This is a genomic window from Streptomyces sp. NBC_00076, from assembly GCF_045041235.1.
Classification (GTDB): domain Bacteria; phylum Actinomycetota; class Actinomycetes; order Streptomycetales; family Streptomycetaceae; genus Streptomyces.
Map to the genome: position 1 here is coordinate 5,963,896 of NZ_CP108242.1, position 13,065 is coordinate 5,976,960.

Below are 13,065 nucleotides of genomic sequence, written 5' to 3' on the forward strand. Positions count from 1 at the left end.
TCACCCCCACAAGCCCGGGTAGGCGGGCGAGGGCAGGCCGCTCTCGTCGTCGTACTCCTGGCCGTCGATCGGCGGCAGCAGCCGACGGGGCTTCGAGGTGTCGTCGTACTCGCGCTCGACGAACACGGGCACCAGGCGGTTCGTCGTGCGGGAAACCCTGCGGGCGGTGAACATCTCGATGCGGCCCAGGCCGACGTTGAGCTGCTGCGCGAGGGTGTTGTACCGGCCCTGGAGACCGGTGCCGGCATCCCCGATGTGCTGCATGAGCTGCCGGTAGCGCTGAGTCCTCGGCACGAACGTGCCCTCGGCCGTGCTGATGTCGATGTCCGTCGCCGCGTCGGTCGCCAACGTCCACAGGCAGTTGATCGCCGCGAGATAGGCGACCAGCGGCTCTTCGACGGCCGGCAGGTTCTCCAGGGTGATGGGCGCGTGGTCGTAGCGGATGAAGCCGTGCGCGTCCCGGTAGCGAGTCGTCACGTTACGGCCGTACGCGTGCTGCTCCATCGCGTCGCCGATGTACGTCTCCAGGTCCGCGTCGGTGAACAGGCCCTGCGCCACCCCCCGGACGATGAGGGTCTGGCCGTGGTGCAGGGGCGAGTACGCGGGGTTGATCAGAAGGATGCGTCCCTGGGACGGGTCCAGGACGTAGTCGACGTCCGGCACCAGGTCGACCGTGGCCGGCGGGTCCACCGTGGTGACCTTGGCCGTGACCTCGGGGACGCCGGTCTCCGAGAGGTCGTAGGAGTCCAGCTCATCCGCACCCAGGTAGGTGTCGAGGAACGGCGACTCGAAGTCCCCGATCTCGCTGCGGATACGCTGGATAATCCCCGCCGTGTCAGCCATGGTCAGCTCACCGCCAACGTCATCTGGAGGCTGCCCGGGGCGAGTTGGAGGGCCTGGTTCTGGCTCGTGGTGATGGGGGTGGCAAGGTTCCAGGCCATGACGCAGATGCCGGTGGGCTGGCCGGCCGAACTGGTCATGCGGGTCACCAGGGCCGCGCCGGTGACTGGGGCCGCGAGGCCCGTGGGATCAGAAAATGGACCGAACTGGACCAAGTCCGATGTCGTCGCGGTCCGGGTGCCGGTCGCGGCAGCCGCCCACGGGATGGGCTGGCGGGCGTATCCGGTGCCGGCGGCCTCGATGCCCACGAGGGTGGTCATGTCCGTCTGAGCGTCAACGACGACCTGGGTGAGCAGCATCAGGTACGTCGCCCTCGGCAGTGGGTCACCGCCCTGGGTCTTGGCCAGCCATTCGGCTTCCAGCGCCGTGGAGCGGCCGGTGAGATGGTCCAGCGCCGAGACCGCGCCCTGGACAGCAACAAATCCATTGGCAGCCATCAGGCGGGACCGCCCGCCTGCTGCGCCTTCAGATCCTCGAACTCCGGCGGCTCCTCCCCCTCGGCGACCAGCTCGACGAACTGGGAGACGGGGAAGGAGATGTGGTGCACCGCGACACGCCCCGGCGAAGGGCTGTCCAGCCACATGCACAGCACCGATTCCTCGGAGCTGAAACCGACGCCGTACGTCGCGGGCTCGACGACCTCCAGGACGTAGAGCTGACGCGCATTGTCAGGGTGCTCTTCACCGGTCGGACTGGTGTAGCGGTACGACTTCGTGAGCATTCCGACGCCGTCACCGTGATCGGAAAGAAGCGAATACCACTTCCCCTTCTCAGGGGCAGTGCCGGAGTCCTTGAGACTGCTGGGCGCCGCCATCAGAGGCACTTCCCTTCCGTCAGAGCCACTGCCACACGTAACCGAGGCGGTCCAGGTGCTGCGCCACATGGAGCGGCACCGTGTACACCTGGCCTTCCTTGAAATCGAATTCGGTGCCCTGCCCGATCGTGACCTTCTCCAGATCGCAGGCGATGCGGATGTTCACGTTCTCCGGCGGGATGTCCACCGGACCTTCCACCGCGACTTCCTCGGACACGTTCTGGATCGTCCGGCCCTTGTCATCGAGGGCGATCGGATCGTCCAGCCCGGCCTTCTGCTGCGCCTGGTGCATGGCAATCTCGTCCTTGCGCTTCGCCAGTTCTTCGGCGTGCTGCTCGGCGAGGATCGCCTTCTGGTTGCCGGTGTGATCCTTCGGGTTCCGCTTGGTACGCGGATTTGCGGGCATGAGTGTTCTCCTAGCGAATCGGGTGCTGAATCCGGGACGGTGACGAACGTGATGCCACCGCCCTTTTCTGCGGGTGGGTCAGTTCGTGGCGCACTGAACGACGGCGTAGTCCGTGATGAGTCCGAGGCCCCAGATCGAGTACCAGGCCAGTGCGTGCTCACGGCCGAAGTCGAGTACACCGCCATCGCGAAGTTCGACGGGCAGGGAGATGGCGTGGCCGGCCGCGTTGTCCCCAATTACCAGGGCGCGGTAGATGGGGTTCGAGGGGGCGTTCGGGTTCGACGGCTGAGCGTTTACCGCCGGAATGGCCGGGGTCGATCCGGAGGCGGTGCGGGCGGGCTGGCCACCCCACGTCTGGGCGCCGCCCTGGGCGATGTTGGTGCCGAGCTGCGGGGTGGGCGGAGGGGTCGTGTTGCCCTGGAAGACCTGCGTGGTCTCGATGAACACGACGTCGTTCAGCCGGCCGATTTCACCGAGCATGAAGTTGCCCGGAGCGGCGTACTTCGTGACCTCGATGAATTCCGGGTCATCCCGAAGGCGGCGGCTCTGATGCGGGTGCACAAAAGCCACGTACGTCTCGCCGAGGCGGGGCACGTTCTTCGTCGCGAGCGTCTCGACGGCGTCCTTCACGAGCGCTGCCGTGAAGTGGAAGCCGCCGTTTGTGGCCATGGTGGCCTCGGAGTCCGCGAACATTCCCCGGTCATACGGAGAAAGCGGAGTGCGTGCTGCGCCGGCCGACCAGGACGCGAGCTTGTCGTATCCGTACAGCACGGACGGGGCGCCGAGGAGGGTGTCGCGGCACATGCTGTCCAAGTAGGTCGCGAGATTCCGCCCCAGCAGCCGGGCACCCGACGCCATCACGTCGTCGAAGCTCGCGTTCAGGAGCAGCTCGGTCACCGCAATGGCGAATCCGTGCTCCGCGACGGTGATGGTGATCTGCTCGGCGGAAAGGGCGTGGGTTTCCATCCGGACGCCCTCAACGAGCTGCTGCGCACCGTCCAGAGAGCGGTAGCGCATGAACGAAACCGAAAGGCCGGGAGCCGTTCCGAGTTCCGTCTTCTTGACCATGAATTGCTCGACGTTTGTTACCCGCTGGCTGCGGGGCCAGGTCATTTCTGCCTGACTCTCACACTCTCATGTGAGACCGGACTATATCTTGACCCGCTTGGGGCCTTCCGTACATAGTCTCTGAACCTTCCCGTCGGCTTTCGCCAGGCGGGCTCGGCTGCTGATTACCCCTGCTGACTGCTTTTTGGACCGTCACGCTCAGGCTTTCGCCTCACGTTGTGGTGCAGTCAGGTGGCTCGGGCGTTCCAGCAATTCTCGGAATTTTCACTGACGCATTGCTGCGTCAGGCGGCCCAAGACCGGAGCACAGGCATGGCCTGGAAAAGGATCTCCTTCGACCAGATGTGCTGGATCGCTGGAGTCAGCATGCTGGAGTTCGCCGCCTGGTAGGCGGTCGGAGTGGGGGAGAGAACCGGAGTTCCCGTGATTCCGCTTGCCACGTTGTACCTCTCATCCCGTGACGGGCCCGCCAAGATGAGTGGAAATGAGAGGCGGTCTGGCTAATTTTCTGGGTGGACGCGGTCAGTCGAAGATGCCGCGATTGTTGGACTGCTTGGCGGCGGCGCCGAGAAGCTGCGAACGATACTTCGCGAACTCCGCCATCGGCATGTTCTTGATGTCTTCTGCCGAGAGCTGCCGAGAGCCGCCCTCGCCGTCCGTGGGGCCGTTCCCGGTGTAGCCGGTCGCAGCCACGCCGCGCATCTGCGAGCGGGCAGTTTCCTGAGCCGCCTGAACCGACTGGAAGATCTGCGACGTCTTGTCCTTGAGCATCTGAATGGACGCATCGACTTCCTCCGGGGTGTTCCCGGCGATGAGGTCGACGAGTTCCGGAGCGATGTTGGCGCGCTCGGCGCCGGCACGCTCCTGGATGTAGGCCCGGAGCTTGTTGTACTCCGACTCCTTCGCGAGCGCGGCCCGCTCCTGCTCCCGCTCCTTCTCGATCTGAGCGAAGCGCTTCTCCCACTCGGAGGAGCGTTCCTCCAGCAACTTCTTCGCGCTCATCTCGGATTCGGACTTGGCCTTGGCCGCGTCTTCCTCGGCCTTCTGGCGCGCAGTCTCTTCGGCCTCGCGCGTCTCGCGCTCCTCGCGGAGTCGCGTCAGCTCTGCCTCCAGGGCCGTGCTGCGCTCGTCGACCTTGTTGAGGCGGGAGTACAGCTTGTCCTTCTCCTCCTGGCGCACCCGCTCCAGGTCGGCCGCCGTGAAGCGGGCCTCCTGGCCGGTGGGCTGCGGCTTGGGGGGCTCCTGGACGGTTACCGTCCCCTCGGGGGTGACGGCGGTACCCGTCGCGGGGCCGCCCGGCGTGCCGGGGGGCGTGTCCTGCGGACCGTTGGGCGCGGGGTTTGGTGCCACGGTGGTTCACTCCAGGCTGGTGAAGCCGCCTGAACGAGTAGGAATGAGTGGCGGGCAGTTCAGTCGTTTTCTGGGTTCCGTCGCTGGGCCAATTTGGTGCCCTTCGACAGCGTCACGAGTTCGCTCAAAACCGATTCGGTGTCCTTGCCTTGGCCCACTCCCGGTACTCCTGGAAGGGGGCCGGCGCTTGTCGCTCCTGCGTTTCCGGACCCAGATGAGCCCGAAGCGGCAGGTGCGGGGGGCGGGCTTTCCACGCCTTCCGGCGGCAATCCCGTTGAGCGCAAGATAGCTGAGGCGATTTGCGCCTTGATATATTCGAGCGCTCCCGTTTCCTTCGCCTCGGTGATCTGCTCGTCGAAAATCTCCTGCATCTTCTCCCCGGGGAAAACTTCCCCGAGATCGCGCAGGGCCCCGCGCTTGGATTCGAGTCCGAGCGCGAGCTTGGCCTGGACCTCGTTCAACTTGACCAGGACGTCTACTGGGAGGGGCGGCGGCCAATCCACCGTCGTGTCATAGACCTCGGGGTCCCGGGGGTCGATGACAAGGGGCTGTTCGTCAGAGACCCGGATTCCCTGGGTGGTCGGGTCGTAGATGCGGCACTCGGGCTCGTACAGGAAAAGGGTGCGCAGGACGAGTTCGTTGATCCTGCGCAACCCGTGGGTGTAGTTCGTCTGCTTGAGGCTGTACCGCTGCATCAGCGGGAAGAACTGAATGGAGAGAGCTACTCCGCTGGTATTCGAGATCGCCTGGGCCTGGCCGAGCGCGGTTTCTGGGACGCCGGTCAGCTCGTGCATGGCGCGCTTGATCAGCTCCAGGTACGCCAGAGGGCCGTTGAGGTCGACGCCGTTCTCCAAATTGAAAACGTTGGCGTCTTTGGGTAGGCCGCCCCAGATCTTGCGTGCCCCCTTCTCCAGGTGGCTCGCTTTTGCCCCCGTGATGATGGTGACGGGTGCCGCGTGGTAGTTGACGATGTCGCTGATTTCCGTGCACTTCTCGTTGTACTCACGGTTCAGCGGGATCAGGTCGACGATGTCAGAAAGGCCCCACGGGGAGCCAGATATCTCGATGTTCCGGATGTGTACGATCGGGATGGCCCCGAGGGGGTTCTCACGGGCGTCGAGCAGCTCGTCGTTGACGTACTCCTCGATGACCTCGTCCGTGATGATCTCGGTGTACGTGTAGACCTGGCGCGTCCCCTCAAGGGAGGTGCCCCAGAACTTGTACTTGATCTTGAATCGGAGAAGTCGGTCCCGGTCGTGTGGGTGGTATTCGGGAAAACACTGTGCGGCGTTGAGAGGCAGCACCCGGACCCGCCCGGGGTGGGCGTTGCCGGCCGAGTCCATCCACGCTGGCTCGTATGCCACCTTCACGAAGCAGTCCCCGGCAACGGACCCGTTCTCGCCCATCTGCCAGAGCGTCGATTTCTTGTCGTTGTCGACAGTCCAGACTCGTTCCAGAAGCGCGGGAACGATGTGCTCGTATTTCTTCTCCGACTGGAAGTGGACGCCCCTGCCGAAAGTGAAGTTGGTGATGTACCGGCTTAGCGCGCCGGTGTAGTTGATGGTGACGTTGGGCTCTCCGGCCTCACGCTTGTAGGCCCAGTGGTAGCCGAGATACCAGGCCCAATGATTCGAGTAGCGCGTCAGGCGTAATCGAGGGCCATGGACTTCGAACTCCTCGTCAGCCAGCTCGACCAGGCCGAGCGGGCTGACGGAGATGGTCAGGTCGCTGGCGGCGGCTCGCATGGACGGGGAAGCGAAAGCGATGGACATCAGGCATCACCTCCTTTCTGAATCTGCAAGGGGTGCCCCGGCCGGGGTAGCGGCCGGCCGGGGCCCTTTTCCTTGTCGGGTAACAAGGTCTGGGCAGGTCAGATGACCGGCATGTACGGCACGGTGCCTCCGCTCCAGGGCAGGGCGATGAGGTACATGCGGGGGTCGATTTCCTGCGTCTGGATGGACTTGGCGGAAGTGGCAGCGCCGTAGATGTCGACCGCGAGACCTACGCGAACGGACTTGCCGGCCTCCACGGTCTCGATGAAGAACATGGAGTGGGTCTGGTCGGTGCCCGTCGAGATGTGCTGGTTGCGGTCGACGTAGGTGGTGGCGCCGTCGGCGCGGAGCTGGAGCCGGGCGCGGACCGCTGCCGTGGTGGTGTCCGACCAGCCGACGCAGATGTTGGCCCACGCGATCAGGAGTCGGCGCTGGGTGAAGGACGGCACCTGGTAGCTGTGCACGAGGGTCGGTGTCTTGACGTTGCCGGCGAGGCTGAACAGAGATGTACGCGCGGTCCCCACCGCCCAGGGCGCGGCGCTGAGGGCCGTGATCTGTCCCTGCATGGTCGTGATGGCGCTCTGCTGCGAGGACTGCGTCGCGTTCAGGCTGCCGATGGAGGCCGACGCCTCGATGAGGGTGGGGCTGAGCGGACCCGTGGGCGCGACCGCCCCGCCGATCACGTTTTTGAGAAGCGTGTCGATGGGGTCGGCCACGGCCGCCAGGTCCACGGGGACGTCCGGGACCTTTCCCTCGGTGGGGATCGGGATCTTTCCCCAGGGCGTGAGCTGTCCGGGGTTGGTCACTGCTCAGTCCACCCGGGCGTAGTTCCGGCGCTGGTGGCGTCCCTCACCCCGGTCGACCTGGGCGTAGGACTGCTCGGGCTCGGAGGCGCCCTGCGCCATTTCCTGAATGAACGTCGGTGCCTCGGGCCAGCTCGCGCTTCCGACGTGGGCGCGCTCGCGCATCGTCTCCTCCGGCGGCTTTTCGAAGACGTTCGCGTTGTGGTTCATGCGGCCGGGCGGCGTCTGGTAGCCCTGGCTGATGCCCTTGCCGAACTCATTCGGGATGTCGGTGTCGGTGGCGACACCTTCCTGAAAGCGCAGCGGGCCGCGTCGGCTCGTGTTCTGGGCGTGCTTCGTCTCGTAGAAGCGGTCTGCGGACTCCTGGAATTCGGGGTCCGGGCCAAGCGGGCTGTTCGCCATGGTGTGCCTCCCGGCGATTGAGACGTCTCACCAGGACGCTAAAGGCGCTGTTTTCTGCCCCGATAATTGCTACCAGGGAGTGTTGTGCATTTCGACCTCGGGCATCGTGAGATCGGCTGTCAGGTACAGCGCGTTGGAGAGTGAGTCCACGTAGTCGTCGTGGGCCGCGTCCACCTCTGGCGCGGCGACGATGATGTGAGGGCCCTGGTAGTTCAGCTCGGCGTCTTCCATCTGTTGGCGGAAATTGCGCCAGTTCTTGGTGGCCCGGGTTTTGGCGTGTGCGGGCCACACGACCAAGCCCTTGGACATGAGGTCCATCATGTGTGCCCAGCGCTTGGTTTGGTTGGTCCGGTCGCTTTTGAGGTCGACGATTTGCGCGTAGGGCATGAGGACCCGCAGTCGGCTGGCTACGACGTCGCCCAGGCCGCCGGCGTCGATGCCTATCGCGAACACCGAGTAGTGGTTGAGGAACTCGATGATCCGGTAGTACTGGGTTTCCCAGTCCATGCCTTGAAGATCGAGCCAGTTCAGGACGCGGTGTTCGTAATTCCCGTACTCGTCGGGGTAGTCCCAATTTACCCAGCACACTGTGACGATCGTTGAGTCCGTCTTCCGGGCAGGGTCGATTCCGACGACGACGGGCGAGCGATGCCATTCCTGGACGGCGCGCATAGAGGTGTCGCCGAGGGCGTCGAATCGGTCGCTCGTGACGAGCATTCCCTTGTCGAGGAGCCAGATCAGGCGGTAGGACAGCTTGAATTCGTCGGAGTCCTCGCCGAGCCGGTCCATCTCGCTCTGGACGAATTTCTTGTACCTCGGGACGTGCTTGGAGACGGTCTTCCAGTCGACCTGGAAGTGGTCCTGCCGGCGGCCCTTACGGTTGGTGTTCCGGCGGTTCTTTTGGATCTGCTCGTAGAAGCCGGACTTCGTGTAGGTCGGGGTCCCCGTCATCACCATGAGGCCGGCGGTGGAGGCCAGCATTGGGCCGATGCTCTTGTTGAGCACCTTGTCGTCGGCGGCCTGAGCCTCGTCGATGACGACGAGGTGGTAGGTCTGGCCTTCGATCATGGCCTTGGGGTGCGCCGTTTGTTTCCGGATGAGGCTGCCGCAGCGCTTGAGGAGCAGTACCTTTCCCCGGGCGACGAGCTTTTCGTCGATCTCGGGGTCCGCGAGGATGTCCTGGGCGCGGTCGGATGTCAGCCTGCCGACGATGCGGGAGAAAAGGGTCTCGCTCATTTCGTCGGTCGGAGCGAATACGCCGACCCAGAGTCCCTCTTTGAATTTGCCGAGCAGGGTGGGGAAGACCTTCGCGAGCCTCGGCAGCATGATGGCCGCGCCTGCGACGACGTCGGCCACGGTTTCGGACTTGCCGGACTGGCGACTCCAAAGGGCTGTCAACTTGGCGGAGTCCTCGATGATCAGGGACTCCAAGATGCGGCGCGCGAAGGGGAGTTGGTACGGGCGCAGGGGGTGCCCGGACAGCTCGTCGATGACGACGATGATCTTGTCGATGATGTCGCTGACCAGGGCGTGGTCGATGCCGGCGGTCTCGGGTCCGGACTCGGCCTCCTCGGGCAGGCCAAGGGTCAGCTCGTGTTCCGTGGCATCGAGTGGGGTCCCCATGCGCCGAAGCTAAAGTCGGGCAAATATGGGCAGATAATCACAAGCTGACTGTGATGCCCGTCACTACTGCCCGGAAGTGCCCAACGAAGTAGGCAGTAACCGGTTGAGTGTCCCCATGACCTCGGGATTCTTCGACTTCGGCGCCATCTCCAGGGACGCCATCGACAACAGCACCATCGACCAGCTCGCCGACCGCTTCTGTGACGAGAAGGGACGCAAGAACGCGGAGACTGGCAAGCGCTACCGGCGCGAGCTGGCCTTCTTCTTCGACACCCTGCGGCGCTTCGGCGGGGACCCCGAGGAGCCCTCCCGGCAGCAGGTCGACCGCTACCTGGCCTACCTCCTCATGGAGCACCAGGCCGGGCACCCCGGCCCGTGCGTACGCGAGTGCGGCGAGCTGCCCTACGCGCCCGCATCCGTCGCCCGCCGACGAGACGTCATCTCCGCCTTCTACGAGTACGTCTCCGCCGTCCCGTCACGGCCGAACTACAACCCCGCCAAACAGCTCCACGTCGAGCAGGCCGAGAAGACCGCCGTCGACATCCTCACCGAGGACGAGAACCTCACGGTCTGGAACACGACCCGGGCCCACCGCTGGCGCGACGGCGCCGCCGTCGGCCTGGCCGGCGGCATGGGCATGCGACGCGAAGAAGTCGTCCTCGCCCGCGCTGAAAATCTCGGCCAGAACGAGAAGGGACACACACTGCGGTTCTGGCGCGTCAAGGGCCGCTACTGGCAGACCGAGATCGTGCCGAGGCCCGTCCACGACGTCATCATGGCGAGCCTGGACGGGCGCACCAGCGGCCCCATCGTCACGGCCGCCAAGACCAAGATGACCCGCAACGCAGACACCGGCCTCCTGGAGCCGGAGCACCTCTCCGTGCGCGGCCTGACCTACGTCTTCGAGCAGATCCGCGAGTACAGCGGCGTGCGGCCGGACGACCTCCACTGCCACCTGCTGCGGCACACGTCGATCACCTACGCCTGCACCCTGCGGGACGTGAGCAAGGACCGGATCAAGAAGTTCTACGGCCACGTCTCCGACAAGGACCACCGCCGCTACAACGCATTCGCCAACCAGGTATTCGTCCGCGAAATCATCAACCCCATGCAAGGCCCCCGCTTCTGGACTATCGCAGCCTGACCCACCGGTGAATATCGCCGAAAAACCCTCCCTGCCTACGGTCGTGATACCGGACAGCAAGGAGGGTTTTCTCATGCCGCCGAGGAGAAGGCGAATCGGACCCCGGAACCCCCGCGCCGCACAGAATCGCGGCCAGGCCGGAGTCACGCCATTCAGGACAATCCGCGAGCAGGAGTTCTACGGCGCCGGCCAGCAGCCGCGAACTCCCGACATCAACTCCCGCCCCGGCTACTCCCGTGCCGACATCAACAACGCGATCGACGCGGCGTCCCAGAACCTCAGCCCCGAGAAGCGCGAAGCGCTCCGCCGCGCCCAGTGGCTGTGGGATGACGAGCAGCTCCTGTCCACCCGGCCCACGAACACGTCCTACCCGCCCCGGCCGCGCACGCTCGCGGCCGGCTACGACGACGAGTCCCAGACACTCTTCGTCCGATTCCGGGGGCGCCGCACAGGGCCGGAGGAATACGCCGACGGCGTGGGCTACGAGTACTACAACGTGAGCCCGCAGGAATGGGCGAAATTCCGCGACAACTGGTCCCCGGGCCGCTATATCAACTCCACCCTGGACGGCAAGCCCTACACCCCCGCTACCTGGTGAGCCTCATGCCGCTGATCACCACCACCCGCTGCCAGCGCTCCTGGCCCCGGCGCTACCGCACCTACTACCAGGAGACCGAGCCGCCCTTCCGCCGCTCCGAGCCCGCCACGGTCTACCGCCTCGGCGCACGCGGCCTCGTCGTCGGCCGCTGGACCTCCCGCGCCAAGGACGAGCACCAGGCCCTCACCGACGCCCTGGGGGCCCGCCCAGCCACACTCCTGGGCTCCGACGGCCAACTCCTGCCCAACTACCGCCGCAACTCCCCGGAGAGCGCCCCGTGTTCACCCGCCAGCCCGCAGAAGACGTCCTCCTCGGTAAGGCCCGAAAGCGGGTCGCCGGGCTGACTAAGATCGCCGCTCTGGAGTGGGGTGTGGCGGTGGCCGGCTACATCATGCGCGTCCTTGAGCAGCACCCTGCGGCCCAGCACCCGGAAGACGACCTGGGGGAGCTGGACACCGCCATCGCCGCCTTGCGGGCAATCCGCGAGCGCATCGCGGGCCCCTGACGACAAGCCCCGCGACGCTGTCAGTGCGCTGCTACGCTGCGTCACCCGCCACTCTTTAAGGAGCACCGGATGACGCCGGTCGGCAGCCAGCGCGACGTCTACAAGCCCCCGATCACAAAGCCTGCCAGGCCCAAGGTGCACCCCGACCTCCGGCAGGCCGAGGCCGAGGAGTTCGAGAACGACGCTACCCTCCGCGCGGTGCTGCTCAACGGCACCGTGCTGTCGGGGAACGTCGAGCTTTGCGACATCGAGAACTCCCGGCTCAGCAATGCGCGTTTCATCGGAGCATCCCTGCGGCAGTCCGTGCTCAGCGATTCAGAATTCGACACCGTCGACTTCGCCAACTTCCGCGCCCAGGACGTCTCTCTGCTGCGGTGCACCGTCAGCACGAGCCGGCTGACCGGATCTCACTGGCAGTCCGGACAATTCACGGACGTCACGTTCGAGGGCGGACGAGCCGACATGGCCCTCTTCCGAGGCTCGAAGCTCAAGCGGGTCGTCTTCCAGAACGTCATCCTTCAGCAGGCCGACTTCCAGGGTGCCGAGCTGACGCACGTCGTCTTCGACGGCTGCAACGTGACCGGCGGCCAGTTCGCCAACGCCACGATGAAGCGAGTGGAGTTCAACAACTGCACGATGCTGGACATCGGCGGGACCGCCGGCCTGAAGGGCGCAACAGTACGAGGCCCAGGAGCCTTGGAACTGGCCCTGAGCCTCGCACGTGACGCCGGGATCGCGATCGAGCAGTAGGCCGTCAGGCCGCGACCGCCGGCTGATAGCCGGCGTAGTCCGGGTCGGAGATGCTGCGGGCGACCTGCGCGAAGTCGAGGGTCTCGGCCCACTCCGTCATCTCGTCGAGCAGCATCCGCCCATACCGCGTGAACTGCTCCCGCTGGACCTGCATGTCGGCACACGCTGCCCGCAGCGAGGCACCGTACTTCTCGACCAGGTCGCCAGTACCCAACCGGTCCTCGATGTACATGAGCGGGACCGCCACCACAGCGGCGTGGAAGGCGGCGTGCAGGGGCCGCTTCTGCCCGATCTTGACGGCGGACAGGGCCCGGTACTCGTCCTTCTCCAGCTCGGCCGGCGGGAGGGTGAACAGCGGCTCCACGACGTCGAGGATGAACAGGCCGGTGTGCAGGCCCTCGTGGACGATGCACTCCGCGTACTGCACGACGTCCCACTCCTTGCCGGGACTCATCAGCACCACGCCGGGCAGCGTGTTGGCGCTTCCGCCGCCGTCCGCACCGGAGTTGAAGACCACGATGTCCGTGACGAACAGGTCCACCCACTTGCCCAGGTCGGGGTTGATCTCGTGGACGAGCTGGAGGGCGGCAGAGATCATGCCGTCCCAGCGCTCGCGGGTGGGCCCGTCGGAGGCCGTGGCGGGCCCCACGATGTGCTCGAAGATCCTCTCCTCGCGGCAGTGCCGCGCCCAGGCACCATCCTCGTAGGAGACAGAGACGCCGGTCCCCTCCGCCGACATGGGGCGTAGGGGTGTGATGGCCTCGCGATAGGCCGCCGGCACAGCGTCAGCCCCCTCGGGGTACGTGCCGGTGATGGCGTGGCTGAAGCGAGCGGTCATCTCGAAGAGATGGCCGACGTTGAGGACGTGCACGGGTAGCTCCTTCACAGGGGTCGGACGGGGTGTGCCCCGGGCCGAGGAACAGCCCAGGGC

General features: G+C 65.6%; 16 protein-coding genes. 5 read left to right on the forward strand and 11 right to left on the reverse strand.

Annotated features, from left to right (window positions below; translation table 11 throughout):
- From OHA64_RS27125 to OHA64_RS27170, 10 genes are all read right to left on the reverse strand, one after another.
- Complete coding sequence (locus OHA64_RS27125; RefSeq protein WP_328749312.1) at positions 1 to 843, reverse strand: hypothetical protein; 843 nt, start codon at positions 841 to 843, stop codon at positions 1 to 3.
- A gap of 2 nt (positions 844 to 845) precedes the next feature.
- Positions 846 to 1,337 carry a hypothetical protein gene (locus OHA64_RS27130; RefSeq protein ID WP_328749313.1) on the reverse strand — a complete coding sequence of 164 codons (492 nt, stop codon included), beginning with the start codon at positions 1,335 to 1,337 and terminating at the stop codon, positions 846 to 848.
- Entirely contained in the window at positions 1,337 to 1,621 is a 285-nt protein-coding gene (locus tag OHA64_RS27135) for a hypothetical protein (RefSeq protein WP_328749314.1), read from the reverse strand. The genes OHA64_RS27130 and OHA64_RS27135 overlap by 1 nt, the downstream gene beginning before the upstream one ends.
- Before the next feature lie 112 nt (positions 1,622 to 1,733).
- Positions 1,734 to 2,120 (reverse strand): hypothetical protein, encoded by a 387-nt coding sequence (locus tag OHA64_RS27140; protein WP_328749316.1) that lies wholly within the window; start codon positions 2,118 to 2,120, stop codon positions 1,734 to 1,736.
- 78 nt (positions 2,121 to 2,198) lie between these two features.
- On the reverse strand, positions 2,199 to 3,233 hold the full coding sequence (locus OHA64_RS27145) for a N4-gp56 family major capsid protein (protein WP_328749317.1): 1,035 nt from the start codon (positions 3,231 to 3,233) through the stop codon (positions 2,199 to 2,201).
- Positions 3,234 to 3,709: 476 nt separating this feature from the next.
- Positions 3,710 to 4,537: a hypothetical protein gene (locus OHA64_RS27150; RefSeq protein WP_328749318.1), complete on the reverse strand. Its 828-nt coding sequence runs from the start codon at positions 4,535 to 4,537 to the stop codon at positions 3,710 to 3,712.
- A gap of 59 nt (positions 4,538 to 4,596) precedes the next feature.
- A complete protein-coding gene (locus OHA64_RS27155) occupies positions 4,597 to 6,309 on the reverse strand; it encodes a phage portal protein (RefSeq protein ID WP_328749319.1) in 1,713 nt (570 codons plus the stop codon).
- A gap of 98 nt (positions 6,310 to 6,407) precedes the next feature.
- Entirely contained in the window at positions 6,408 to 7,115 is a 708-nt protein-coding gene (locus OHA64_RS27160) for a hypothetical protein (protein ID WP_328749321.1), read from the reverse strand.
- Positions 7,116 to 7,118: 3 nt separating this feature from the next.
- Positions 7,119 to 7,514: a hypothetical protein gene (locus tag OHA64_RS27165; RefSeq protein WP_328749322.1), complete on the reverse strand. Its 396-nt coding sequence runs from the start codon at positions 7,512 to 7,514 to the stop codon at positions 7,119 to 7,121.
- A gap of 69 nt (positions 7,515 to 7,583) precedes the next feature.
- The gene (locus OHA64_RS27170; RefSeq protein ID WP_328749323.1) at positions 7,584 to 9,137 is read right to left on the reverse strand and encodes a terminase large subunit domain-containing protein; all 1,554 of its coding nucleotides are present in this window, start codon (positions 9,135 to 9,137) and stop codon (positions 7,584 to 7,586) included.
- A gap of 115 nt (positions 9,138 to 9,252) precedes the next feature.
- Here OHA64_RS27170 and OHA64_RS27175 point away from each other — a divergent pair, with 115 nt between their 5' ends.
- From OHA64_RS27175 to OHA64_RS27195, 5 genes are all read left to right on the forward strand, one after another.
- The gene (locus OHA64_RS27175; protein WP_328749324.1) at positions 9,253 to 10,281 is read left to right on the forward strand and encodes a hypothetical protein; all 1,029 of its coding nucleotides are present in this window, start codon (positions 9,253 to 9,255) and stop codon (positions 10,279 to 10,281) included.
- A gap of 73 nt (positions 10,282 to 10,354) precedes the next feature.
- A complete protein-coding gene (locus tag OHA64_RS27180) occupies positions 10,355 to 10,879 on the forward strand; it encodes a KTSC domain-containing protein (protein WP_328749325.1) in 525 nt (174 codons plus the stop codon).
- Between the two features lie 5 nt (positions 10,880 to 10,884).
- On the forward strand, positions 10,885 to 11,223 hold the full coding sequence (locus OHA64_RS27185) for a hypothetical protein (protein ID WP_328749326.1): 339 nt from the start codon (positions 10,885 to 10,887) through the stop codon (positions 11,221 to 11,223).
- A gap of 32 nt (positions 11,224 to 11,255) precedes the next feature.
- Positions 11,256 to 11,384, forward strand: a complete 129-nt coding sequence (locus tag OHA64_RS27190; RefSeq protein ID WP_328749327.1) for a hypothetical protein — start codon at positions 11,256 to 11,258, stop codon at positions 11,382 to 11,384.
- 69 nt (positions 11,385 to 11,453) lie between these two features.
- Positions 11,454 to 12,134 carry a pentapeptide repeat-containing protein gene (locus OHA64_RS27195; protein WP_328749328.1) on the forward strand — a complete coding sequence of 227 codons (681 nt, stop codon included), beginning with the start codon at positions 11,454 to 11,456 and terminating at the stop codon, positions 12,132 to 12,134.
- 4 nt (positions 12,135 to 12,138) lie between these two features.
- Here OHA64_RS27195 and OHA64_RS27200 read toward each other — a convergent pair whose 3' ends face one another.
- Entirely contained in the window at positions 12,139 to 13,005 is an 867-nt protein-coding gene (locus OHA64_RS27200) for an aKG-HExxH-type peptide beta-hydroxylase (protein WP_328749329.1), read from the reverse strand.
- Positions 13,006 to 13,065 lie beyond the last annotated feature (60 nt).